24 protein-coding genes and 1 tRNA gene are annotated in these 23215 nt (G+C 40.3%); 14 read left to right on the top strand and 11 right to left on the bottom strand.

Translation table 11 applies throughout. From position 1 onward, the window contains the following. Positions 1-134: 134 nt before the first annotated feature. Complete coding sequence (locus tag CWB78_RS13770) at positions 135-701, top strand: PhnA domain-containing protein (RefSeq protein ID WP_076921864.1); 567 nt, start codon at positions 135-137, stop codon at positions 699-701. Positions 702-827: 126 nt separating this feature from the next. Continuing rightward, on the top strand, positions 828-1634 hold the full coding sequence (locus tag CWB78_RS13775) for an META domain-containing protein (RefSeq protein ID WP_010391719.1): 807 nt from the start codon (positions 828-830) through the stop codon (positions 1632-1634). Between the two features lie 68 nt (positions 1635-1702). Here the strand turns inward: CWB78_RS13775 and CWB78_RS13780 are convergent, their stop codons facing one another. After that, positions 1703-2542 (bottom strand): 23S rRNA (adenine(2030)-N(6))-methyltransferase RlmJ, encoded by an 840-nt coding sequence (locus CWB78_RS13780; RefSeq protein ID WP_055012396.1) that lies wholly within the window; start codon positions 2540-2542, stop codon positions 1703-1705. 238 nt (positions 2543-2780) lie between these two features. On the opposite strand from CWB78_RS13780, the gene CWB78_RS13785 reads away from it, so the two are divergent. From CWB78_RS13785 to CWB78_RS13825, 9 genes are all read left to right on the top strand, one after another. Next, entirely contained in the window at positions 2781-3011 is a 231-nt protein-coding gene (locus CWB78_RS13785; RefSeq protein ID WP_008113449.1) for a hypothetical protein, read from the top strand. Further along, positions 3011-3316 carry a cell division protein ZapA gene (locus tag CWB78_RS13790; RefSeq protein ID WP_010391716.1) on the top strand — a complete coding sequence of 102 codons (306 nt, stop codon included), beginning with the start codon at positions 3011-3013 and terminating at the stop codon, positions 3314-3316. Before CWB78_RS13785 ends, CWB78_RS13790 begins: the two co-directional genes overlap by 1 nt. A 55-nt stretch (positions 3317-3371) precedes the next feature. Continuing rightward, positions 3372-4391 (top strand): MBL fold metallo-hydrolase, encoded by a 1020-nt coding sequence (locus CWB78_RS13795; protein ID WP_054202645.1) that lies wholly within the window; start codon positions 3372-3374, stop codon positions 4389-4391. A 56-nt stretch (positions 4392-4447) separates the two neighbouring features. Continuing rightward, positions 4448-5896, top strand: coding sequence for a transglycosylase SLT domain-containing protein (locus tag CWB78_RS13800; RefSeq protein ID WP_055012394.1), 1449 nt, complete (start codon positions 4448-4450; stop codon positions 5894-5896). 66 nt (positions 5897-5962) lie between these two features. Next, entirely contained in the window at positions 5963-6451 is a 489-nt protein-coding gene (locus CWB78_RS13805) for an FKBP-type peptidyl-prolyl cis-trans isomerase (RefSeq protein WP_054202647.1), read from the top strand. Between the two features lie 21 nt (positions 6452-6472). Continuing rightward, positions 6473-7201 (top strand): SDR family NAD(P)-dependent oxidoreductase, encoded by a 729-nt coding sequence (locus CWB78_RS13810; protein WP_010391710.1) that lies wholly within the window; start codon positions 6473-6475, stop codon positions 7199-7201. After that, positions 7198-8037, top strand: coding sequence for an amidohydrolase family protein (locus tag CWB78_RS13815; RefSeq protein WP_138596090.1), 840 nt, complete (start codon positions 7198-7200; stop codon positions 8035-8037). The genes CWB78_RS13810 and CWB78_RS13815 overlap by 4 nt, the downstream gene beginning before the upstream one ends. Before the next feature lie 48 nt (positions 8038-8085). Continuing rightward, positions 8086-9648, top strand: a complete 1563-nt coding sequence (locus CWB78_RS13820; protein ID WP_138596092.1) for a S41 family peptidase — start codon at positions 8086-8088, stop codon at positions 9646-9648. A gap of 3 nt (positions 9649-9651) precedes the next feature. Then, the gene (locus tag CWB78_RS13825; protein ID WP_054202651.1) at positions 9652-10038 is read left to right on the top strand and encodes a hypothetical protein; all 387 of its coding nucleotides are present in this window, start codon (positions 9652-9654) and stop codon (positions 10036-10038) included. Positions 10039-10139: 101 nt separating this feature from the next. Here CWB78_RS13825 and CWB78_RS13830 read toward each other — a convergent pair whose 3' ends face one another. The 4 genes from CWB78_RS13830 to CWB78_RS13845 form a co-directional block, all read right to left on the bottom strand. Then, the gene (locus CWB78_RS13830; protein WP_054202652.1) at positions 10140-11315 is read right to left on the bottom strand and encodes a mandelate racemase/muconate lactonizing enzyme family protein; all 1176 of its coding nucleotides are present in this window, start codon (positions 11313-11315) and stop codon (positions 10140-10142) included. Positions 11316-11342: 27 nt separating this feature from the next. Continuing rightward, a complete protein-coding gene (locus CWB78_RS13835; RefSeq protein WP_036980336.1) occupies positions 11343-12110 on the bottom strand; it encodes a class II aldolase/adducin family protein in 768 nt (255 codons plus the stop codon). A gap of 134 nt (positions 12111-12244) precedes the next feature. Beyond that, the gene (locus tag CWB78_RS13840; RefSeq protein WP_036980337.1) at positions 12245-12568 is read right to left on the bottom strand and encodes a c-type cytochrome; all 324 of its coding nucleotides are present in this window, start codon (positions 12566-12568) and stop codon (positions 12245-12247) included. A gap of 174 nt (positions 12569-12742) precedes the next feature. Next, complete coding sequence (locus CWB78_RS13845) at positions 12743-13282, bottom strand: DUF2058 domain-containing protein (protein ID WP_036980338.1); 540 nt, start codon at positions 13280-13282, stop codon at positions 12743-12745. A gap of 194 nt (positions 13283-13476) precedes the next feature. Between CWB78_RS13845 and CWB78_RS13850 the strand changes: the two genes are divergently transcribed. After that, entirely contained in the window at positions 13477-14625 is a 1149-nt protein-coding gene (locus tag CWB78_RS13850; protein ID WP_138596094.1) for an MFS transporter, read from the top strand. Here the strand turns inward: CWB78_RS13850 and CWB78_RS13855 are convergent. Both CWB78_RS13855 and CWB78_RS13860 read right to left on the bottom strand, forming a co-directional pair. Beyond that, the gene (locus tag CWB78_RS13855) at positions 14592-15092 is read right to left on the bottom strand and encodes a prolyl-tRNA synthetase associated domain-containing protein (RefSeq protein ID WP_138596096.1); all 501 of its coding nucleotides are present in this window, start codon (positions 15090-15092) and stop codon (positions 14592-14594) included. The genes CWB78_RS13850 and CWB78_RS13855 overlap by 34 nt on opposite strands. A gap of 1 nt (position 15093) precedes the next feature. Beyond that, complete coding sequence (locus tag CWB78_RS13860) at positions 15094-15480, bottom strand: hypothetical protein (protein WP_054202655.1); 387 nt, start codon at positions 15478-15480, stop codon at positions 15094-15096. A gap of 165 nt (positions 15481-15645) precedes the next feature. On the opposite strand from CWB78_RS13860, the gene CWB78_RS13865 reads away from it, so the two are divergent. Further along, positions 15646-15721: transfer RNA gene (locus tag CWB78_RS13865), tRNA-Ala, on the top strand. Between the two features lie 164 nt (positions 15722-15885). On the opposite strand, the gene CWB78_RS13870 is transcribed toward CWB78_RS13865, so the two are convergent. Then, positions 15886-17133, bottom strand: coding sequence for a glutamate-5-semialdehyde dehydrogenase (locus tag CWB78_RS13870; protein ID WP_010391694.1), 1248 nt, complete (start codon positions 17131-17133; stop codon positions 15886-15888). Continuing rightward, the gene (proB, locus tag CWB78_RS13875; RefSeq protein ID WP_138596098.1) at positions 17130-18236 is read right to left on the bottom strand and encodes a glutamate 5-kinase; all 1107 of its coding nucleotides are present in this window, start codon (positions 18234-18236) and stop codon (positions 17130-17132) included. The genes CWB78_RS13870 and proB overlap by 4 nt, the downstream gene beginning before the upstream one ends. Positions 18237-19100: 864 nt before the next feature. On the opposite strand from proB, the gene CWB78_RS13880 reads away from it, so the two are divergent. After that, positions 19101-20960, top strand: a complete 1860-nt coding sequence (locus CWB78_RS13880; RefSeq protein ID WP_010391691.1) for a cation:proton antiporter — start codon at positions 19101-19103, stop codon at positions 20958-20960. Between the two features lie 43 nt (positions 20961-21003). Here CWB78_RS13880 and CWB78_RS13885 read toward each other — a convergent pair whose 3' ends face one another. Together CWB78_RS13885 and CWB78_RS13890 are read right to left on the bottom strand one after the other, a co-directional pair. After that, positions 21004-21642: a tetratricopeptide repeat protein gene (locus tag CWB78_RS13885; protein ID WP_010391690.1), complete on the bottom strand. Its 639-nt coding sequence runs from the start codon at positions 21640-21642 to the stop codon at positions 21004-21006. A gap of 124 nt (positions 21643-21766) precedes the next feature. Continuing rightward, positions 21767-23080: an adenylosuccinate synthase gene (locus tag CWB78_RS13890; protein WP_010391689.1), complete on the bottom strand. Its 1314-nt coding sequence runs from the start codon at positions 23078-23080 to the stop codon at positions 21767-21769. Positions 23081-23215: the final 135 nt, after the last annotated feature.

Raw genomic sequence — 23215 nt, forward strand, 5'->3', positions numbered from 1 at the left:
GCAGAATTATTAGTATCCTCATTTTTTATAGGGTTTTTGAGTTTACAACTGCTCTAAGCATACCCAAAGGTTATGGTTATAAGGTATAATGCGATTATTAATTTTTTATAAACTCACAAAAAAGAGTCCCTTATATGAGCATTGAACAAGCCTTAATAGAACGTAGCAGTAACCAATGTGAACTCTGCGCAGCAACAGACGACCTAACTGTATACGAAGTTCCTCCTGTTACCGAAGCTCATTCAGATAAATGCATCTACACCTGTCAAACATGTAAAGATCAAATTGAAGGCAATAGCGATTTAACCCCGACCCATTGGCATTGCTTAAATGACAGTATGTGGAGTCAAACACCTGCGGTACAAGTTGTTGCTTATCGCATGCTGACTCAGTTAGCAGCTGATAACGGATGGGCACAAGACGCGCTAGATATGATTTACCTTGAAGAAGACACATTAACATGGGCGCAGCAAGCGCTTGCTGAAGATGATGATATTAAACACATTGATAGCAATGGTGTAGTACTACAAGCTGGCGACACCGTCACGTTAATAAAAGATTTAGATGTGAAAGGTAGCAGCTTAACAGCAAAGCGCGGTACAGCCGTGCGCAATATTGGCTTAACCAGCAACCCTGAACATATTGAAGGACGTGTTGATGGACAGCGTATTGTAATTTTAACTAAATACGTAAAAAAATAAGTAATAAATCAAGGCGCCTAGCGCCTTTTTTTATATCTCGACTTTCTTTATTTGCTAGTTAAGCAATGATTAAGCAATTCAACCGTATGCTAGCGACCTCATACCATACTCCATCAAGGAACTCTTATGTTCTCATCGAAGCCAAATTCAATGTTAAAGTCGATTGCAGGCTTGTGTTTTCTAGCAAGTGGTACACTTATGCTGAGCGCATGTAACGATGACGCAGCACAACAAAATAGTGCTGTGGCGCAAACAATGACCACCTTACCTGTGCAAGTTAGTTACTTAGATCGCAGCCTAATTGCGCCTAATTCACAGCTAACCGTTACCTTGGTTGATGTGTCAAAAATGGATGTGGCAGCAACGGTTATCTCTGAGCAGGTAATTGATTTAGTAGGCGCACCGCCTTATAAAGTAGAGCTTGAGTATAACCTTGAAAAGATTGACCCAACTCACCGCTATAGCGTGCGTGCAACCATTAATAATCAAGGAAACTTGCTATACACCAGCACAACGAGTAACTCGCCTTTTGATAATACGGCCTCATCAGAGCCTTTAGAAATTATTGTTTCAAAAGTAGCGCCAAAGCCAGACGTTGACTTAGTAAACACCTATTTCAAAGCCGTTTCAATCGATGGCAACCCCGTTGTAGTGAATACCAAAGAACCATTTATTCAGTTTAATAGTGATAACACCGTACACGGCTTTTTAGGATGTAATAACTTTAATGGCGGTTATGAAGTATCGAAGCAAGCAGTGACTTTTACGCAGTTAGCTACCACGCAAAAAATGTGTCATGACAATATGGAACAAGAAAGCGCGATGGCGGCTGTGCTTCAGGCAGCAACGCAATGGCAAATTAATGGTGAAAAATTAGTATTACAAAATGAGGCAGGCAACCAACTTGCTACCTTTAACGCTGTTTACTTTTGATTAAGAACGTAACAATACCCCACATCTAAGCAAATAAATAAGCCCAGTTAAACTGGGCTTATTTATTTTTATTCGGCGACTAACTGCTCGCTACGGTAAAAACCACTAGGCTTACTCAACAAGCTTACTAGTTCAGGTAACACGTCATCCATAGTTTGTTTCAGCTTCCATGGTGGATTTATCACTATCATTCCAGAGGCGGTCATACCATGTACTTCTGTATCTGCTTCGGTACCTAATTCAAATAATTGAATATTTTTAATTCCCGCGTCAATTAAACCCTGCTCCATATTATCAATACGTTCTCTGTCCACAACCGGATACCAGATCATATATGTACCCGTCGCAAAGCGTTGGTGGGCTTTGACAATGGTTTGTACTACCGTATTGTAATCGTCTTTTATTTCATAAGGTGGGTCTATTAACACACAGGCTCTGCGCGAGGCTGGCGGTAATAAACCAATTAAGCCCGCAAACCCATTTTCGCCGCGCACTCGAATAGAGCGCTTACCTTGCATGTTTTCTTCAAGTAATACCAAATCTCGCGGATGCAACTCAAAAAACCAGCCCTTATCTTGGCGGCGTAAAAAGTGTTCGGCGATTTTTGGGGAACCTGGGTAAAAAGCCAGAGACGAACTTTCATTAAACGATTTTATTAATTCAATGTAGTCGTTTAAGGCACCGTGCTGACTGGTATGTTGCCAAAGTTTTTCTATGCCATCTTGGTACTCTTGGGTTTTTTGCGCGTCTGGTGCTGCCAGCTCAAAAAAACCAGCACCCGAATGCGTATCGATATAGTCAAGCGGCTTATCTTTTATTGTTTGATAACCCAGCACTTGCGCTAACACTAAATGTTTAAGTACATCGGCAGGGTTACCCGCATGAAAGGAGTGTCTGTAACTAAGCATTATTTATTTTCGCCATACGCTATTTAATAAAATTAGTGAACCATAAAGCACACTGCTTTGGCAATCGTCACAGCAAAAGCGGGTGTTTACGTGAACCATTTCTGAATGAAAAAGCCAATAGCATGAATTATCCCTTAACATAGAATAAAAATCACCTAAAACCAGCGTAAATGCTGGCAAATAAACACACTTTGCTTTACATTTGCATGACATTAATTACAGTTATATGAGCGCATTTATGAACAACAATACTCTTCAACAACTCGAACAACTGATCGACCAACTAATTACCCGTAATAATCAGTTGCAAACTGATATTACAGAGCTTAAAGAGCAAAACAGTAAACTGCTTGATGAAAATGAGTTATTACAGTTAGAAGCCCTTGAAAATGAAGAAAAACAAAAAGATGCAAGCACCACCTTGTCGTCATTATTAGATAAATTACAAAGCGCACAACAGGCAAGCTAATGTCTGAGCTGCAAAACCAGCGAGTCACTGTTGAATTGCTTGGTAAAGAGCAGCAATTTGCTTGTCCGGCTGGGCAAGAAGAGGCACTAAAAGCGGCCGCCAAAAATCTGAATGATTTAGTTGAACAAATGAAACAACGTTCAACTGTCAGAAACGATCAAAAAGCATTACTTATGGCTGCTTTGAATTTAAGCCACGAATTGCTTGAAGCAAAAACTCAAAAATCAGTTGAGCTTGAGCATCAAGATCAATTGATTGATAAGTTAAGTCAATACTTAAGCTCAAACTCTGAACACACTAAATAAAAGCGCATTTTGCGCTTTTATTGTTTTTACCGTCAAAATATAGCTAGAGAAAAAGATGCAACCACTTTTAACTAAAGCTCAAAAAATAGGTAAGTGCTTACTGCCTTTAATCTGTCTATTTATACATACAAAAAGCAATGCAGCAGTTGAGTGGCAATCGTTATCGGCTAATATTCAATTTATCAAGCAGCCAGATAGGTTACGTTTTTACGACTCTAATCAAGTGTTAATTCAGGGCAGTGAGTGTGCCTTACTGGTAGATGCCAGTGGTAACTTTGCAGCAGTAGAACAACTGGTTACCGAACTAAAACAACAGCTAAAGACGCCTTTATGTTACTTAGTTGCCACTCATTTTCATGACGATCACTTGCTGGGTATGGCGGTTATGCAGCATTACTTCCCAGACGCAAAACTGATTTCTCACCAACAAGTCGCTAACGACTTTTCGCGTTATCAGCAAGCATTAACAGATAAGCTAGAGGGGTTCGAGAAAAGCATTGAGCTGAGCTATCAGCGATTAGCCACCTTACCCGATGCAGAGCAAGCTCAATGGCGAGAAAAGCTCACTCGCGCTAAAACACGCTTATTTCGCTGGCAGAATTATCAACTAACACCACCAAAAATGAGTATTAGTGAGCCTAAAACATTAGATTTAGGAAATTATGTATTAACTATCAACCCGCATCAGGCACATACTAATGGCGATCTAACACTACTTGCCGACAAGGGTAAAACCTTAATAGGTGGTGATATCATTGACTGGCTTCCCTACCCTGGGCATGGCGAGCTTAAACAATGGCAAAGTTTATTAAAAAAATATATAAATAATAATTCGCTGTCACTTTTTGTTCCTGGCCATGGCAATTTAGTCGATAAAGTTAAATTAAAACAGTCACTCACGTTTTTAGAAGCAATTACGGAGCAGGTTAAAAACAACCCTGAAGCCAGTATTGAGCAATTACAAAAAAAATTCCCAAGTGAAGTACTAAAACCTTACCAACAAGAACCACTTGATATAAAATCAAGTAACTTATTTTTGCAATCGGGATTACTTCGCGCTAAAAACAGTCAATAACTGAACACAATGGATTGTGTTAAAATATGGAAATATATTTTTTAAAAAGGAACAAAATGCGTCACCTGATCTTATGCTTTGCCATTATATTGCTATGTAGCTGTAAAACCACACAGCCAGAGATCATTGCGCCTGTAGTCCCTGCACCTGTAGAGCAAAAAACCGCACAATCAAACACGCCGACCTCTACAAACACCAAAAAAATAATTAATATAAAAACAATACCTAAAGCCCTAAAAGTAACTCAACCAACTGACTTATGGGCACATATTGCTGATAACTTACATTTACCGGTTGAGCAAAATCAGGCGTTAAAGAAACGCATTAACTGGTATTTAAAACAACCGAATTATTTAAATATAGTGTCTCGCCGTGCAGAGCCTTTTTTATACCATATAGTAAAAAAAGTAGAGCAAAAGCAACTCCCCATGGAACTGGCATTACTGCCATTTGTAGAAAGTGGCTTTAGGCCTACCGCCCGCTCAAGTGAGCACGCTGTGGGTGTGTGGCAACTGGTTGCAGCAACTGCACATCATTTTGGGGTTAAATCAGATCAATGGTACGACGGACGCCAAGATGTACTGGCCTCAACCGATGCAGCACTAGATTACTTAAGCTATTTACATAAACGTTTTGATGGTAATTGGTTGCATGCACTTGCAGCCTATAACACCGGTGAAGGCAGAGTTAAACGTGCTATAAAACGCAATCAAAAACGAGGGAAGTCAACTGACTTTTGGGCACTAACCCTACCAAAAGAAACCGCTGACTATGTACCAAAACTATTAGCATTAAGCTATTTAGTAAAACACCCTAAGGCAAAATTTAAACGCCCAAAGCTTCCTTATAAAGCACTGACCACCTCGTTAAATGTGGCAAAACAGTTCGATTTTTCAATTATGGCCAAGCTCTCTGGTATGGGTGTAAAACAGCTACATGCTCTTAATCGGGGTTATTTAAAAAACCAAAGTTCCCCCCATGGCCCGCATACTTTGTTGCTTCCTATTGAGCAACAAGCTTTACTAAAAAACCGTTTTTTTAAAGCCAATTTTGCAGGCGAATACATAGTCAAAAAAAATGACACACTATACGGTATTGCTAGGCATTTTGGCTTGCCTTTAAAGGCACTAAAACAGCTCAATAATAAGCAAAATAACTTTATTGGTGTTGGCGAAAAACTTATTTTAGGAGAGCCTCAAACGTTACCTGAATCGCTCACTATTAACTATAAAATAAGCCCTTACTTGGAACAAAAAGAGCCCGTCATTCCAACCATCGAGGTAGATTACCACGTTAAACCCGGTGATAACCTGTGGAATATAAGTCAGTTGTATGGCGTTGCTCATAGCGATTTAGCACGTTGGAATAAGTTATCAGCATCTAGCGTATTAAAGCCTGGGACTCAGTTAGTTTTATTTATACCCCAAGCTGCGACACCTAAAACCACACCGGCTAAAAAAGATCTGTTACTCGACTTACAAAATACATTAAATCATCCCCGTTAAGTTTCTAAAGCGCAGTATTTCGCGTAAAATTGCTTTTTAATTTATTTAAATCTTAAAGAGACATGCATGCAAATCAGTAAAAATTCGGCCGTTGAATTTCATTACACCCTTAGCGAAGCCGGTGAACAAATAGAAAGTAGCCTTAACGACGCGCCATTAAGTTACATTCACGGCAGCGAAGGCATGCTACCCGGTTTAGAAACCGCACTTGAAGGTAAAACTGCTGGTGATAAATTTAGCGTGACGTTATCTCCAAGTGAATCATACGGCGAGCGTGTTGATGATTTAATTCAGCGCATTCCGCTTAAGCATTTACAAGGCGATGTAAAAGTGTGGAAGCCAGGTATGACTGCAATGGTGCAATCAAATCAGGGTCGCCATCAAGTGACTATCGTAAAAGTAGGCCGCTTTAATGCTGATTGTGATTTAAACCACCCATTTGCTGGTAAAACGCTGACCTTTGATGTTGAGGTTGTATCAGTTCGTGAAGCAACAAGCGAAGAAATCTCTCATGGCCACGTTCATGCTGAAGGTGGTTGCGGCCACGCACATTAATTGCTAATTAGAGGAACAAGTATGTCAAAAGTTGCAATAGTAACCGGTGGCTCTAAAGGCATTGGCTTTGCTGTAGTACAGCGATTATTAACTAACGGCTATCAGGTTCATAACTTAGATATTGAGCCCAGTGAGAGTGGTGTTTTTCATCAATGTGATGTTAGTGATGTAACCGCCGTACGCCAGTGTATACAGGCTATTATTGAAAAAACACAACGTATTGATGTACTTGTTTCAAACGCTGGTAAGCATCTAAGTGCCACAATTGAGCACACCGATGAAGCGACATTCGATGCGTTAATGGCACTGAATGTTAAAGGTGCGTACGCGGCTATACAAAGCGTATTACCAACTATGAAAGCACAGCAAGATGGCGCTATTGTGTTAATTGCCTCAGATCAGGCCATTATAGGCAAACAAAACTCATTTGCTTATAACTTAACTAAGCACGCATTGGCTTCAATGGCTAAAACCACCGCCTTGGATTACGCAAGCTTTAATATTCGCGCTAATGCAGTGTGCCCTGGCACCATAGAAACGCCGTTATTTCATAATGCAATTGATGCATATTGTAAAAGAAGTGGTGCTAACAAAGCCGATATTGTTGCAGAAGAAGCCGCCTTACAACCGCTCAACCGTTTAGGTCAAGCCGATGAAGTTGCTGCACTGGTAAGCTTTTTAGTAAGTGCAGATGCCAGCTTTATTACTGGTAGCTTACAACGTATTGATGGTGGCTACACAGCACAATGAGTACTAAAATTATTGACCCGCATCTGCACTTTTTTAATTTGCTGGAGGGTCAATACACTTGGCTACAAGGTGCGAACCCACCAGCTTGGTCTAACTTAGATAAAATAAAGCAGCCCATCAGCGCTGCTGAACTGATCAAAAGTACTAACTTTGAACTCGCAGGTTTAGTGCACATAGAAGCTGGGTTTGATAATAACCAGCCAGTTAAAGAATTAAACTGGTTAGCCAAACATATTAAAACTATACCTTATAAAGCAATTAGCTTTGCAACAATTAACCAGCCAAATAACGCATTTAAACTAGCACTTCAGCAGCTAGATCATCACTCTCTTGTAGGAATTAGAGATATCACTGAAGGTCATGATGCCGAGCGCTTATTGAGCCCTCATTGTCTCGATAACCTGCGGCACTTGAGCCAATTAAAGCTGCATTTTGAAGCCCAATTTGAAGTAGAAAACCTCAACATCACTGAGCGGCTCATTTCTTATGCCAACCAAGTTAGTGACTTACAAATAATCATTAATCACGCAGGGCTTGCACACAACCTTGCTAACTGGGCAACTGCAATTGAACTACTTGCAAAACAGCCTAATGTTGCGATTAAGTTTTCAGGTTTTGAATTACTCATGCTTAATAGCGAGCAGCAAAACCAATGTTTTAAACATATTTTAAAGCATTTTGGTATGCAAAGAGTGATGTTTGCTAGCAACTTCCCCGTGTGCCAAATTAATATTAACTACAACGAGTTATGGCAACATTATCGCAGCCTGTGTAGCGACGATCTTACATGGCAATATTTGAGTTACAAAAATGCTGCAAGCCTCTATCAACTCTAAATGAAAACCGCTATATTTAGCTCAACAGTTTAAAAAACGAGCATGCGTATGGCCATTTTTAATTCATCTTCTCTTAAATACACATTACTCCCTTTTTCACTAGCCGCTTTATTAACAGGTTGTGGTGGTGGAGGTAGCGACAATGCGACCAACCCAACAACTGATAATAGCGGCTGGACCTCAGGTGTATTTGCCAGTTCAGGGCAATTTAAAGGTCAATGCCAAGCAATTAATGAAAAAAACTGGCTACGCTCTTGGAGTAACGAAACCTACCTATGGTATGACGAAATTATTGATACCAACCCTGCATTAACGTCAGGGGTTATTGATTACTTTAATACTTTAAAAACGGAGCAACTGACTGAGTCAGGTGCGAAAAAAGATAACTTTCACTTTAGTTTGCCGACCGATGAGTGGCAAAGACAAAATCAATCCGGCCTAAGCTTTGGTTATGGCTTTAATATAAAAATAATTGCAGGTAGCGCGCCACGCCAAGCAGTTGTTAGCTACACCGAACCAAATACCCCAGCTAGTAATCAAAATATTATTCGTGGTTTTGAGCTTTTAGAAGTTGATGGTGTTGATTTTATTAACACCTCCTCATCAAGCGAGGTGGGGATCATTAATGCAGGTTTATTCCCCGAGCAAACGGGTAAAGTTACCGAGTTTGTATTTAGGGATATCAGCACTAATGAAAACCGCACAGTGACGCTCACGTCTCAAAACATCGAATCGCAACCAGTAATGAATGTTCGTACCGATTTAGCCGCTGGTGATGTTGGTTATTTTCAATTTAATAGCCACAACGCCATAGCCGAAACACAGCTTTACAACGCCTTTAACCAACTCGCTGCCAGTAGCATTAAAGATTTAGTCATTGACGTGCGCTATAACGGGGGGGGGTTATTACAAATGGCTAGCCAAGTAGGCTACATGGTGGGGGGCAGTAACACGCAAGGTAAAATATTTGAACGGACCATATTTAATGATAAATACCCTAATACCAACCCCGTCACAGGCCAAGCACTGACGCCGATGCCTTTTACAAATCGTTTTATCGGCTTTGAAAATAATCCTGCAATTGTAGCGGGCACGCCGTTACCCACCTTAAACTTAGAACGGGTATTTGTACTTACCACCAGCAGTACCTGCTCGGCTAGTGAGGCTATCATTAACGGGCTGCGCGGAGCAGATGTTGAAATTATTCAGATAGGCGCAGGCACCTGCGGTAAACCGTATGGTTTTTACCCTACCGACAACTGCGACACCACTTATTTTACTATTCAATTTACTGGCGAAAATAACAAAGGTTTTGGTGAATATTCAGATGGCTTTGCACCGCAAAATACCATTGATGACGCACGACAACCGGTTCGCATTGCTGGGTGTGCTGTTGCCGATGATTTTACTAAGCGCTTAGGTGATGCTAGTGAAAGCTTATTAAGTACAGCGCTGAGTTATAGAGAAAACGGCAGTTGCCCTGCCCCAAGCTCAATAAATAGTGTTCTTGGTTTTGCGCCCACTATCGCCACCGATATGCCAGAAGTAAAAGATATGCGAGTTCAAACCATGCTAGAACAAAATATTATTCTTAGTGATAACATGAGATAAGCAATGAACATATTATTAGCAATAAGCATGACTGCAGCGACATTAGGGTTAACGGGTTGCTTAGCGCAAAGCTCAGAACCCACACCTAAGCTACAGCATGCGTTACTAATTGAGCCGAATAGCGCTAAAGTAGCCGATGCGATTACGCAACTGCTACATAGCTCACAGGTTCAATTAACCGACGACGTTTTTGTAACCTCAAGCACAGTTACACTTGAGCAACTTAATCACAAAGATCCTCAGGGAAATCCGATTATGGGCAAGCAGCTTAATATGCCGGATCAGTTTGAACTGATGATTAAGGGAGAGCGCTGTTTTGTTCGCCATCTTGATAGCAAAGCAACCATCGAACTAAAACAGGTACTTTGTAAAATAAATCCACAGCGATAAAAAAGCCGGTCAGTGAGTTATCACTTACCGGCTATTCTTAAATAGAGCTATTTAACCTGAACTCTGGATAATAAATCCATCTCAAGCAGAGTTCAGGTTATTTATTTTATTTCTACACGTTGTGAACGCATTACAATTTCATCGTTAAGCTCAATCCCAAGGCCTGGTTCTTCTGATACTTCAAAAAAGCCATTTTTAGGTTGTGGATCTTGTAAGCACAGCTCTCTGTTCCACTTTTTAATCGCATAAGTATGATGTTCATGAATTAAAAAGTTAGGGATTGCTGTTTCTAAATGTAATGCTGCCGCGGTTGCAACCGGCCCACCACACACGTGTGCCTGAATACGCACGTCAAAAATATCTGCGTAATCACATACTTTTTTAGTTTCAGTAAAGCCACCACATAAACCAATATCTGGCTGTAGTACATCAATGCTTTGATCTTCTAAATATGGACGCACGCCCCAACGGTTATATAAGCGCTCGCCGCCTGCAATAGGCACAGCCACTTTATCAGCCACTTTAGCATGTAATGAGTGGTTTAAATAATTCACCGGCTCTTCAAAATACATACAATCAAATTCTTCTGCAATCTCACCAATTTGAATTGCTGATGTCGCACCAGGTAAACTGTGGCATTCAAAAATAATGTCAACTTCATCACCCACAGCTTCACGAATAGCCTGCATACGAGCGCGGTATAGTTTCATTTCTGGGCGAGAAATAATATTTGTGCGATCGTAATAGGTGTTGCCGTCTTTATCGTATTGAATTGGGTCAACCTTTACCGCATCGTAACCTTCCGCTACTGCTTTTAGTGCCGCTTCGGCATATTCTTGTGGCTGTACCAGCGCTTTAAACTCACTGTCCCAGTCAAACTGTAACTGCGATGCATAAGTACGTAGTTTGTCGTTAACTTTACCACCAAGCAACTGATACACAGGTAAACCCAATGCTTTACCCTTTATATCCCAAAGCGCAGTATCAATCGCACTCATTGCAGCATAAACTACCGGCCCACCACCTAAACCCCAAAAGCTTTCACGCAACATACGTGACCATAGTTTTTCAGTTTGAAACGGGTCATGGCCAATTAAAAAGGCATCGGCCATTTCTTTGATCATCGCAGCGGCAGCGCTGTGACCTAAGTCATAAGCAAGACCGGCTTCACCTACACCGCTAATCCCTTCATCGGTATGAATGCGAACAAATACCGGCGTCCATGCAGGACGCTCAGGACAATGAATGTCAAAGACTTCAACGCGATTTACTTTCATAAAAAATTCCTTATTAACCTTTATCGGTTATTTTGCAAAACTTGGGTCAAGACGATACGCTTTTCGTAACATGGCAGGCCATGCTAGCTGCCCCCCAGTACTGCCGCTGTGAACAACGTTCGCTTGATTATAAATGTTATCAATAATAGCTTGTGGTACTGCAATCGCTTCTTGTGCACTTGATTGAATAGCTAACTGTATTTCACAGGCACGTTGAAGGTCATAAAAGCGCATAAACGCATCACCTACTGTTGGCCCTACCGTTAAGCCGCCATGATTCACCAATAGCATATGGTTGGTGCTACCTAAATCTGTTTGCAGGCGTTTACGCTCATCATCATTCACCGCTAGGCCTTCATAACCATGGTATGACAGAGAGGGTAATGAAAACATCGAATACTGACTTAACGGTAACAGCCCTTCTTTTTGTGTTGCAACTGCAATGGTTTCTTTAGTGTGTAGGTGTATTACGCAATGGGCATCCTCGCGTACTTCATGAATGGCACTGTGAATGGTGAACCCCGCAGGGTTAATATCAAATGGAGTGTCGTCAATAATGCGGCCATTTAAATCAACTTTAACTAAGTTAGATGCAGTGATCTCATCAAACGTTAAACCGAACGCGTTTACTAAATAATGATCCGTACCCGGTAGGCGAGCAGAAAGGTGCGTATAGATTAAATCCCCCCAACGAAAATGGTCAACTAATCGATAACATGCGGCTAAATCAACACGTAGTTGCCACTCTTGTTCTGATACTTTATTTTTTAAATCGAGCTGGGGTAAATCAAACATAACAAGCCTTTTAAAACACAGCATAGCGCTAGTGATTGTAGATGTTTAGAAGTCTAAATGAGTATTCGCATGATGGCAATCACCAAATAAAAAAGCCACACAAAGGTGTGGCTCTTTTTAAATTGCGTTAGCGATTATTGTACTTTTGATAGGTAATCGGCAATCGCTTCAAACTCTTCATCAGTCACAGTCGCAACCATTGCTTTCATCGCCATAGACATACCGTTGTTACGAGCGCCTGACTTAATGTCTTTCATTTGCGCTACTAAATACTCTTTGTTTTGACCATTTAGTTTAGGGTACATCGCCATAATAGGTGCTTTACCATCTGCACCATGACATGTTTGACAGTTTTTAGCGGTGTAAAGTGCAGCGCCATCAGCAGCGGCGGCTGAAAATGAAAAACTTGCGGCTAAACCAATACCCGCGCCTAATAAAAGTGTTTTTATCTTGCTCATTGTATTTACTCTTCTTTTTTACGGTTAAAAAAAACGGTTGTGATAATTGTAGTCAATAAATCTTTAAAAAGCATACGTCCTTGATAAGGTTTGACGATCAATCAGAACAAATACGTGTATCCCTCATAAAACAAATATTAGCTTGCTTTAGCTGAGCAGATACTTAATAACACCTTACCAAATAAGATCGTCTGGTACTTCAAAATCAGCGTACGGATCGTCTTCGTCCTTGGCTTTGTTCTCAGGTTCAACATGAAACACAATATACTTTTCATCAACCTCAGCCACTTTGCGTGCAGGCTCGTCTTCTAATACGTAAAACTGGCCTTCTAATACACAAATTGCTAAACGTCCGCCCGAGAGCGCCTTTTGCGTTTGCTCATTCACATCAAGGCCCTTTACTTTATTTTCATAAGTAAAGTTAAAGGTACGCTCACCACGAATTGACTCTTGATTGTGATGCTCTAAAATTTGCTTAACACGGGCTACCTGCTCACGTTGCTTTAATTCTTCTTGGCGCGTTTTGTTAAGCTCTTCGGCTTTTTGCTGTTGCTCAAGCTTGGTTTGCTGAATATGCTTTTGTAAATCATTTGGGTTGCTTGTCGCTCCCTTCTTTTGCTTTTTCTGTTGCTTGCGCTTTTCTGATTTAGCAACTTTGGCTTTATGTGATGTTGTTAAACCAGCTTGGAGCAATTGCTCTTGTAGTGACCCCATGGCGTGTTCCCACTAAAAACGAATATTAATGCTATTTTAATCACCAACGAGCGTAAATAACAGCGCTATTGGTATTAATCTAACAAACTACTGAAAACAAAGCATGATTTAGCGCAATAAAGGTTAATTTATGAAAACCCTAGCAGTTTTGTATATAATGCGACTCAACTAATAAGCAATGTTAACGGCAGTCAATGCGCTTATCTCACTTACTCCTTTGTTCTGTTTTTATTTTTTTTGTCTTATACGCACCACAGCCATTATTAAGTTTATTTGCCACCGAATTTAATGTAGCGCCAGCCATTGCAGGCAGCTTAATGACTGCCACTATGCTGCCTTTAGCCATTGCCCCTTTGGTGTATGGGTTGTTTCTAGCCAAGCGAAACCCATTATTAATTTTACGCATCGCAATGTTATTACTCGGTGTCGGCTGTTTATTATTTATTTATGCCCCTAGTTTTGAGCTACTATTACTTGTTCGGTTTTTACAAGGGTTAACTTTACCTGCCGCTTTAACCGCTATGACCAGTTATATTGGTATGAGCTATCAAGCCGATACATTACAAAAAAATATGACTCTTTATATTGGTAGTACTATTGTCGGTGGTTATTTTGGCCGAGTATTGGCTGCGCTCTTTAGCGACTTGTGGTCATGGCAAAGTTTTTATTACTTAATTGCTGCCATGTTGATAATGCTCGCGCTTAGCATTCCCCATAAACGCTTTGTTTTGAGTCGCTCTAGTGAGGTGTTATCACCTTTAGATTATATGAAACAACTTAAAGAAGGCTCGGCACTTAAGCTTTATGGTGCCATATTTTGTATGTTTTTTTGCTTTGCCGCATTATTAAACTACTTGCCTTTTATTTTAAAAAATACCTTTTTAATTAATAACACCCGCGACATTGGCTTAGTTTATAGTGGTTATTTAGTTGGCGCGTTAGCCTCTATTTTTACCCCATGGTTATTAAAAAAAATGACCTCAGCTTGGCGCTTATTGGCATTGGTATTCCTGCTTTATAACCTCAGTATTGTGTTATTAATGAGTCATTCACTGATGTTGTTTTTAGTTGCATTCACACTTTTTTGTGGCGCTATGTTTGTAATTCATTCCACAGCGGCACCATTGGTTAATAAAATTAGTCACGCCCCACCTAGTGTTACTAATGGTTGTTACGTGTCATTTTATTATAGCGGTGGCGCACTAGGGTCATTATTACCAGGGGTGGTTTATCAAACGCATGGACAAACCGCGTTTATGGCAACACTTCTTGCGGTTTGCTTATGTGGGCTGGGTCTTATTTTGTGGGCTCAGCGCGAGGGTAAAAACATTACCCGCGGCTGATGCTCTGTAAAATCAAAAAAGCGTAGTAAATCAGGCTTAGTTAATAACCATGTTTGAGTGTTTTCAAATGGGTGGCAATGAAATAAATCGCCAAACCAAATATCCTGATCAAGCCAAAGCGTTACATCTCGTTGCTTATCGTTCATTAAGCTGAGCATTGACACACAACCTGGTGCAACTTTTAAGTACTTAGCCAAGCGCTCATTAGAGGCAAACCCTAAACGCGATAGGCCTTGCTGTTTAGACAACGATTTTAAATCGAGTTGTTTATCGTGCGCGGTGATCACTAAAAAATGGCGCTTACCTTCGTTATCTCGCAAAAATAGATTTTTTAAGCGTGTTCCAGGGCGATTCACCATCAGCTCGTCGGCATCTAAACTGCCATGTAGCGCTGGATGTTCTATTACGTCATATTCTATATTTAGTTGGGTTAACACTGCCGCTAGTTTTTGTTTATCCGCTAACATACTACAAACAACGCCCTCTTAATTGCACACTTAAATCTCGCCATAGCACTTCGTTTATTTCATGCTTATCTGCACAATAGTTACGTTGTGCAAGCTCTTTATTAAGAAACTCTACCGCTTGATCTTCTAATTGTAACTTAAGCACGCTCGACTCTTCAAAATGCTCTTGTTCGGCAAAACGCTTAACATCGCTTCTGGTTAGCTTTTTATTAATATTAATTTGCTCGCGGCTCTTAGCCTTTACAGAGACCACATAGGCAAAAAGCTTATTACCTTGCTCATCAACAGTGTCATAAAATTGTTTATTATTAATTTCATAGGGAGGCTCATCTACCGAGCTGGCACAGCCAAAAAGAAAAGTCATGAAAACTAAAGCGTATTTTTTCATTATGTATTGTCGTTTTAGTAAATATTGAGGCCGAGTTTAACAAAAATTAGTTAAAACGGAAAAATTTGTGAAAAAATACTTGACCGAAAACGTAAAAATATTTAAAGTTCACCCCGCTTAAGACTCAGCTCTTAAGCATTTACAGCACATGTAAATTAGGAATGTGGGGCTATAGCTCAGCTGGGAGAGCGCCTGCCTTGCACGCAGGAGGTCAGCAGTTCGATCCTGCTTAGCTCCACCACTTTCCTACTCTTTCCTTCAAGTAATATCCTTATTTTTATATTCTAAATAAATTTCTCTGTATTTTTTAATCTCTATGTTTGCTTAGTTGTTTAATTTTGCTAAATCGAGATCAAAAATGCCGAGCAAAGCCCGGCATTTTTATAATTTATTGAGTTGGGTTAGTTATTCGCGAACTTGACCAACACCATTAACTAAATATTTTTCAGTGGTTAATGACTCAAGTCCCATAGGGCCATAAGCATGTAACTTAGTCGTTGCAATACCAATCTCTGCACCTAAGCCTAGTTGTGAGCCATCAGAAAAGCGTGATGACGCATTAACCATAACAACCGACGCATCAACACTACGTTGGAATAACTCTGCCGCCGCATCGTCCTTAGTACAGATAACTTCAGTATGATTTGAACCGAATTGAGCAATGTGCTCAACGGCTGCATCAAAACTTGGCACAATACGAATTGCTAACTCTAAGTCTAAGTACTCTTCACCAAATTCGTTATCAGCAAGTACTGTGGCGTTATCAAAATATTCAGCCGCTTTGGCGTCAGCATTAATTTTTACACCTTCTTGACGAAGTACAACTGCACACAGATTTAAAAACTCATCAGCTACATCTTGGTGTACCACTAAACCCTCAAGTGCATTACATACACCAGTACGCTGAGTCTTACCATTGAGCAGTAAATTTAGTGCTACTTCTAAATCAGCATCTTTATCTACATATAAATGACAAACGCCTTTAAAATGCTGAATAACAGGGATTGTGCTGTTTTCAGTAACATAGTTAATTAGGCCTTCACCACCACGAGGGATGATTAAGTCAATGCTATCGCGTTGTTGCATCAATTCCATTAGTAAAGCACGGTCAGGATCAGGAATCACTGAAATTAGCGCAGTTGGTAGACCATGTTTTGTAAGCACGCTATGCATTACACTGGCAATGGCTTGTGAGCTTTTCAGCGCTTCTTTACCACCGCGTAAAATTACACCGTTACCTGACTTAAAGCACAATGCACCTGCGTCAGCCGTTACATTAGGACGCGCTTCATAAATCATACATACTACGCCAAGTGGTACACGCATTTTACGAATTTTAATACCATTTGGGCGTTCAGTAATGTCACGTAACTGGCCAACAGGATCATCTAATGAAACAATCACTTCGATACCCTCAGCCATGGCTTCAATACGCTCATCATTCAATGTTAAACGGTCAATCATTGATGCTGCTAAATTATTGTCGCGTGCTGCGCTTAGGTCACTTTCATTTTCTTTGATTATAAATTCTTTTTGCTCTCTTAATGCCGCAGCCATATCGGTTAACACTTTGTTTTTAGTCTCAGTATCGAGTAAAGCAAGTGTATGTGCAGCCTTTGCTGCCTGGCGTGATATATCCGTAATTAAACTCATGACTTCTCCAATAATGCGATATCTTTTTCTGAAATAATTGGTCCAATTGAATCCTGCATTTTTTCGCTGAATTCACTCTGCTCGTTATCTGCAATAAAGTTTAACAAGCAGCTACTGTAATTTGCTGTGGCTTTAGCTAAACGCGTACCATCTTCACTGCGAACTAAGATAGTATCGCCCACAGCAAACTCGCCATGTACTTCTCTGATCTCATCGCCACGTAAGCAACCGTCTTCACCTTCTAATGAGTCATCAAATGACCCTTCAACAACGACTTCCCCCTGCTCATTAGCGGTATGTGTCATCCAGTGAATAGAATCTTGCATTGGTTTTTCATAAGGCAAGAATACGCTACCTGGGTTTTCACCGGCTAACAAGCGAGTAAAGGTTTCTTCTTTAAAGCCATTAATAATGTAAGTTGCAATACCATGTGAAGTGGCTTTCTCTGCCGCTTCAATCTTGGTTTTCATACCACCTGTACCTACCGCACTGGTAGCACATCCTGCCATAGCATAAATAGAATCATCAATTGATTTTATTTCAGGCAATAATACGGCATCGTCATGCAGATTTGGGTTTTTATCATACAAGCCATCTACATCAGAGAAAATCATTAATGCATCTGCATCAGCGGCTGCTGCAACCATGGCTGATAAATTATCGTTATCACCCACTTTTAAATCATCTGTTGTTACTGCATCATTTTCATTAATGATAGGTAGCACGCCGTGTTCTAGCAATGTAAATACGGTTTCACGGATACTCTGGTAACGCTCACGGTCACGTAAATCACCATGAGTTAATAATAGCTGTGCTGATGGAAAATCAAAGAAACGATCCCACATGGCCATCATTTCTGTTTGCCCTGCTGCAGCCATCGCTTTTTTCATTACCACTGAACGAGGTTGGTCTGATGGAAATAAATGTGAGCCAGCCGCTACAGAACCAGATGAAACTAAAATAACCTCAATTCCACGTGCGCGACAGTGGACAATAAACTGTGCGATGGTTAATAAATAACGTGAACGACAGCCATCTTGATCGGGTGCAATTAAGGCACTGCCCACTTTAAGTACGATACGTCGCCAATTTAACTTTTGCATAAGTGCTCAACTTTCCATTTAATTTGTATTCATCACATAGATGAATGAAACCAGGTCGCCATGTTTATAAACACAGCGTCGAATTTATTTATCATTGCCCACACTTTTTACACACACGTACACCGTCTCTAAAACTAGCGTTTTAAATTGAGATGCAAAAAATAAATAGTATTAACCCAATAAATAAATCGGATCGTACTAACTAAAAAAATATAAAGTGTTGTTTATGTATCGCTGTAAAAAGCTGTGTGCGGCCTTTTTATTAACAACATACATAGAGCCTCTTAAGTCTGGTACACCAACAGATAGGGTGATGACTTAAGGACCGAGATTTAATCGCCACGATGGGGATTAAATATTGAAAGGTAATAGTTCAACTCAAACTTTTATTTATCTGCATTGAGCAAATAAACACTTTGAGCAAAACCATACCAAAGAGTACGGTAAATGATATTGTGTGTTCAAATATAACAAAACAAAGCAAAAACAATCAGTAAGAGAGTTAAGATGTTTATATCTAACATAATCTAGTATTTAAACTACAAACTTGATTAGATAACTAATTATTCGAACACGAAGTATAATACGTTAAAGTAGCTGCTTAGATCAAGGCTAAAATTCAAGCTGAATAGGTCGACACTACTAAAGCTAGTGTTTTTTGTATTAAGTATCATGTGGTTAGACTACTATAAATATGAATTATATAGACTATAAATTTGATAACATTTTAGAAAATGACGTTAACACTAAATAAATAAGTATTATTTATTAGCTAAATTGAATTTACACGTGTATACCCACTGTATTACTGGTAGGTAACAGTTATACTTTTAAACATTATTAATATTAAGGAGTTTTTACTCTATGTCAGCAATTTATATAGCCGGTATTGCATTGTGTTCGGTGCTAGCCCAATGGGTCGCCTGGGCGTTCAGAGTACCCGCTATTCTGTTTTTGTTGCTTACTGGGCTTTTATTAGGGCCATTTAGTGGCGTATTAGACCCAGATGCCTTATTAGGCGATTTACTTTTTCCTGTGGTGTCTTTAAGCGTTGCTGTGATTTTATTTGAAGGGTCTTTAACACTGCATTTTCGGGAGCTTAAAGGGATCAGTAAAGTCGTAAGAAACCTCTGCTCTATTGGTATGCTTATGACCTGTGTCGTTATCAGCTTAAGTGCCTATTGGTTATTAGAGTTAAATTGGCGAGTCGCAGCAGTACTTGGCGCTGTGCTTGTTGTAACCGGACCAACGGTCATTGCGCCACTGCTTAACTCAATGCGACCCACTCAAGATATTGACCGTATTTTACGCTGGGAAGGCATAGTCATAGATCCTATTGGCGCTTTATTTGCGGTATTAGTATTTGAAGCTGTGATGTTAGTTGGCCAAGGTGAAGTACTTAGTCACACTATAATTGCACTAGTTAAAACCGTTGGGGTTGGTTTAAGTATTGGTGTGGTTTCGGGTTGGATCACAACGCAACTGATGCGCCGCGAATGGTTGCCATTTGAGCTACATAAATTTGGCATTTTAGCGTTAGTGTTAATTAGCTTTTCGATTTCAAACCATTTAAGTCATGAGTCAGGATTATTGGCCGTGACTGTATTTGGTATTTGGTTAGCTAATCAAGATGACCTAGAAATAGATTCGGTGCTTGAGTTTAAAGAAGATCTGTCGATGATTTTGATCTCAACCTTGTTTATTTTACTCGCTGCCAGATTACAACTATCTGACTTAATGATGCTCGACAGCGATGTATTTATATTTTTAGCTATTGTGCTATTTATTGCGCGCCCGTTGTGTATTGCTATTTCAACCTTTGGCACCGATTTACCAATGAAGTCTCGCTTGGTGCTGGCTTGGATTGCGCCTCGCGGTATAGTTGCTGCAGCCGTAGGCTCTGTATTTGCGTTAAGTATGATAGAAGCCGGTGTAGCCGATGCTGAGAAAATGGTGCCATTGATATTCACGGTTATTATCGTCACTGTGGTACTGCAAAGCTTAACGGCTATCCCTGTTGCTAAGTTGCTAGGGGTGCGCCAGCCCTCCCCTAATACTATTTTAATTATTGGTGCCAACCATGTATCTCGTGCTATTGCTCGTGGTTTAAAGGAACAAAACATTCCCGTTCACTTATCAGATCCTGCTTGGGAAAACTGTAAAATGGCACGTATGGATGGTTTGCCTTGTTATTACGGTAATCCACAATCTGAGCATGCTGAACGCTATTTACCTTTAACCACTATTCGCAGTGTTTTAGCGCTTTCACCTAATCGTCATCATAACGCATTAGGGGTGCAGTATTTTTCTCATTTATTGAATGAAAAAAATGTATTTTCACTACGCTCATCTTCATCACATGCTAAAGCAAATAAAGACAGCGCGACGTTCTTATCACGACAAATTCTGTTTGGTGAAAACGGAGCATATGCACGCTTAAGCAGCGTTATTGCCAAAGGCGGTAAAGTGAGTGCAACACGAATATCTGAAGAATTTAGCTGGCAGCAGTATTTAGAAATGAACCCTGAAGCAATTCCACTGTTTATTCTCAAAGGGGATAAAGACAGTGATGAAGACGCTCCAGTGAAAATGAGGCCTTTTACTAGTGATATGGAAAAGCCACCACAAGAGGGTGAACGAGTAGTTGCATTGCAACCGCCTAAAATATCGCTATTAAAAGATCCTGCCAATAACAAAGTCAAAGACAATAAAAAAGACGAGTAATAACTAAAAAAAGCGAGAGTGCGGCAAAAGCACTCTCGCTTTTTTACATAGGTAAGCGCGCGCGGGTAACGACACTGGCTGGCATTTTTTCAGCAAGTTTAGTTAATGCTCGCTCTATTTTTTTATGTGTCGCTTTATCAGCTACCGTGGTGTTAAACAGCCAACGATAAGCATCTTCGAAATCTCTTGGACTACCATAACCTTGATTAAACAAACCAACTAATCGTAATTGCGCTTTTAAGTTGCCTTGCGCTGACGCCTCACGTAAGTAGGTTATTGCCATGGTTTTGTCTTTTTGGACCAACCGGCCAACGTCGTAGTAGCGACCTAGTTGCTCTAATGCAGCCGCTAAACCCTGCTCAGCCGCTTTTTTCATGTAATACACACCTAAAGCAACATCGCGCTCAACACACACTTTATAAGCCAGCATATCACCGTATAGGAATTGATATGATGGCAATGCCATTTTATTGGCTCGCGCTTCTATATCTTGCACTAACTGGCAATTATCTGCCTTTACGCGCGCTAGATGAGTGTTCTCATTAATTAAAGCTATTAACTCAGATTCAGTATACAGCGGCACAGCTGCAGGGCTTTCTTCAGCTAAGCTATTGCTTATATTAAATAAAGAAAGTGTAAGTAGTGATAATGACCACACTGAGCAACGAGAAGATAAACGCATATTAACCACTTTAAAAATAAACTTACCAAATAATATACAAAGATCGTTCCACTATTAATAGCGTCACTTTTCTGCAGACATAAAAAAAGCTGCACATGGCAGCTTTTTTTCAACTTAAACCCAATTATGCAAATGGGCTACGAAGTATCATCGTTTCAACACGATCAGGACCTGTAGAGATAATATCAACAGGTACGCCAGTGATTTCTTCAATACGTTTGATGTAATCAATTGCCGCTTTAGGTAAGCCTTCAAGCGATGTTACACCCACTGTATTTTCAGACCAGCCAGGCATTTCTTCGTATACTGGCGTTACTTTATCGTAACCTTCAGCAGCTAATGGCGTCACGTTAGTCACAGTACCATCTTCAAGCTTATAACCAGTACAGATTTTAAGTGTTTCTAAACCATCTAAAACGTCAAGTTTAGTTAAACAAAATCCTGAAATGCTGTTGATTTGAACTGCACGGCGCATAGCCACTGCATCTAACCAACCTGTACGACGTAAACGACCTGTAGTAGCACCAAACTCATGGCCTTTGTCACCTAAATGCTTACCGACTGGGTCTTGCTTATCAAGGCCGTCGTAAAGCTCTGTAGGGAAAGGACCTGAACCTACACGTGTTGTGTACGCTTTAATGATACCTAGCACATAATCAAGGTGTAATGGGCCAAAACCCGCACCTGTAGCAACGCCACCAGCGGTGGTGTTTGAAGATGTTACATAAGGGTAAGTACCATGATCGATATCAAGTAGTGTACCTTGAGCACCTTCAAATAAGATGTTGTCACCGGCGTTACGCGTTTGATCTAAAAGCTCAGTTACATCAACTACCATTGCTTTTAAAATATCAGCAACAGCCATTGCATCATCAAACGTTTTTTGGAAGTCAACAGCGTCTACTTTGTAGTAGTTCACTAATGTGAAGTTGTGGTATTCCAATACTTCTTTTAACTTAGTAGCAAATAATTCAGGATTGAATAAATCACCAACACGTAAACCACGACGTGCTACTTTATCTTCGTACGCTGGACCGATACCACGACCCGTTGTACCGATTGGTTTATCGCCACGCGCAGTTTCGCGAGCTACATCTAATGCAACATGGAAAGGCAATATTAGCGGACATGCTTCACTGATTAAAAGACGTTCACGTACAGGTACGCCACGCTCTTCAAGCATGCCAATTTCTTTCATTAGCGCTTCTGGTGATAAAACAACACCATTACCAATCACACATTTAACATTGTCACGTAATACACCCGATGGAATAAGGTGTAGAACTGTCTTTTCACCGTCGATCACTAAAGTATGGCCTGCGTTATGACCACCTTGATAACGAACTACTAAAGATGCTTTATCTGTAAGGAGGTCAACTACCTTACCCTTACCTTCGTCACCCCATTGGGTGCCTAGTACAACAACGTTTTTACCCATTGCAAATTCACTTAGAGAAAATTAGGACGAGATTTTACCAGAAAACTAAAGCAATGTTCACCCCGTTTAGCTTATTTTTTCCTCGTGCGGGTAGTAAACATCAGTGTTTCGTTAATAATCACATAAATAACAGTC

It is taken from the genome of Pseudoalteromonas sp. S1612 (genome assembly GCF_005887175.1).
Classification (GTDB): domain Bacteria; phylum Pseudomonadota; class Gammaproteobacteria; order Enterobacterales; family Alteromonadaceae; genus Pseudoalteromonas; species Pseudoalteromonas undina.

Coding starts and splice junctions, on each gene's coding strand:
- CWB78_RS13775 (WP_010391719.1), top strand. CDS start 828: ATGTTCTCATCGAAGCCAAATTCAATGTTAAAGTCGATTGCAGGCTTG.
- CWB78_RS13825 (WP_054202651.1), top strand. CDS start 9,652: ATGAACATATTATTAGCAATAAGCATGACTGCAGCGACATTAGGGTTA.
- CWB78_RS13835 (WP_036980336.1), bottom strand. CDS start 12,110: ATGTTTGATTTACCCCAGCTCGATTTAAAAAATAAAGTATCAGAACAA.
- CWB78_RS13820 (WP_138596092.1), top strand. CDS start 8,086: ATGGCCATTTTTAATTCATCTTCTCTTAAATACACATTACTCCCTTTT.
- CWB78_RS13870 (WP_010391694.1), bottom strand. CDS start 17,133: ATGAGTTTAATTACGGATATATCACGCCAGGCAGCAAAGGCTGCACAT.
- CWB78_RS13810 (WP_010391710.1), top strand. CDS start 6,473: ATGTCAAAAGTTGCAATAGTAACCGGTGGCTCTAAAGGCATTGGCTTT.
- CWB78_RS13800 (WP_055012394.1), top strand. CDS start 4,448: ATGCGTCACCTGATCTTATGCTTTGCCATTATATTGCTATGTAGCTGT.
- CWB78_RS13840 (WP_036980337.1), bottom strand. CDS start 12,568: ATGAGCAAGATAAAAACACTTTTATTAGGCGCGGGTATTGGTTTAGCC.
- CWB78_RS13850 (WP_138596094.1), top strand. CDS start 13,477: ATGCGCTTATCTCACTTACTCCTTTGTTCTGTTTTTATTTTTTTTGTC.
- CWB78_RS13845 (WP_036980338.1), bottom strand. CDS start 13,282: ATGGGGTCACTACAAGAGCAATTGCTCCAAGCTGGTTTAACAACATCA.
- CWB78_RS13890 (WP_010391689.1), bottom strand. CDS start 23,080: ATGGGTAAAAACGTTGTTGTACTAGGCACCCAATGGGGTGACGAAGGT.
- CWB78_RS13815 (WP_138596090.1), top strand. CDS start 7,198: ATGAGTACTAAAATTATTGACCCGCATCTGCACTTTTTTAATTTGCTG.
- CWB78_RS13885 (WP_010391690.1), bottom strand. CDS start 21,642: ATGCGTTTATCTTCTCGTTGCTCAGTGTGGTCATTATCACTACTTACA.
- CWB78_RS13805 (WP_054202647.1), top strand. CDS start 5,963: ATGCAAATCAGTAAAAATTCGGCCGTTGAATTTCATTACACCCTTAGC.
- proB (WP_138596098.1), bottom strand. CDS start 18,236: ATGCAAAAGTTAAATTGGCGACGTATCGTACTTAAAGTGGGCAGTGCC.
- CWB78_RS13855 (WP_138596096.1), bottom strand. CDS start 15,092: ATGTTAGCGGATAAACAAAAACTAGCGGCAGTGTTAACCCAACTAAAT.
- CWB78_RS13830 (WP_054202652.1), bottom strand. CDS start 11,315: ATGAAAGTAAATCGCGTTGAAGTCTTTGACATTCATTGTCCTGAGCGT.
- CWB78_RS13780 (WP_055012396.1), bottom strand. CDS start 2,542: ATGCTTAGTTACAGACACTCCTTTCATGCGGGTAACCCTGCCGATGTA.
- CWB78_RS13795 (WP_054202645.1), top strand. CDS start 3,372: ATGCAACCACTTTTAACTAAAGCTCAAAAAATAGGTAAGTGCTTACTG.
- CWB78_RS13785 (WP_008113449.1), top strand. CDS start 2,781: ATGAACAACAATACTCTTCAACAACTCGAACAACTGATCGACCAACTA.
- CWB78_RS13790 (WP_010391716.1), top strand. CDS start 3,011: ATGTCTGAGCTGCAAAACCAGCGAGTCACTGTTGAATTGCTTGGTAAA.
- CWB78_RS13880 (WP_010391691.1), top strand. CDS start 19,101: ATGTCAGCAATTTATATAGCCGGTATTGCATTGTGTTCGGTGCTAGCC.
- CWB78_RS13770 (WP_076921864.1), top strand. CDS start 135: ATGAGCATTGAACAAGCCTTAATAGAACGTAGCAGTAACCAATGTGAA.
- CWB78_RS13860 (WP_054202655.1), bottom strand. CDS start 15,480: ATGAAAAAATACGCTTTAGTTTTCATGACTTTTCTTTTTGGCTGTGCC.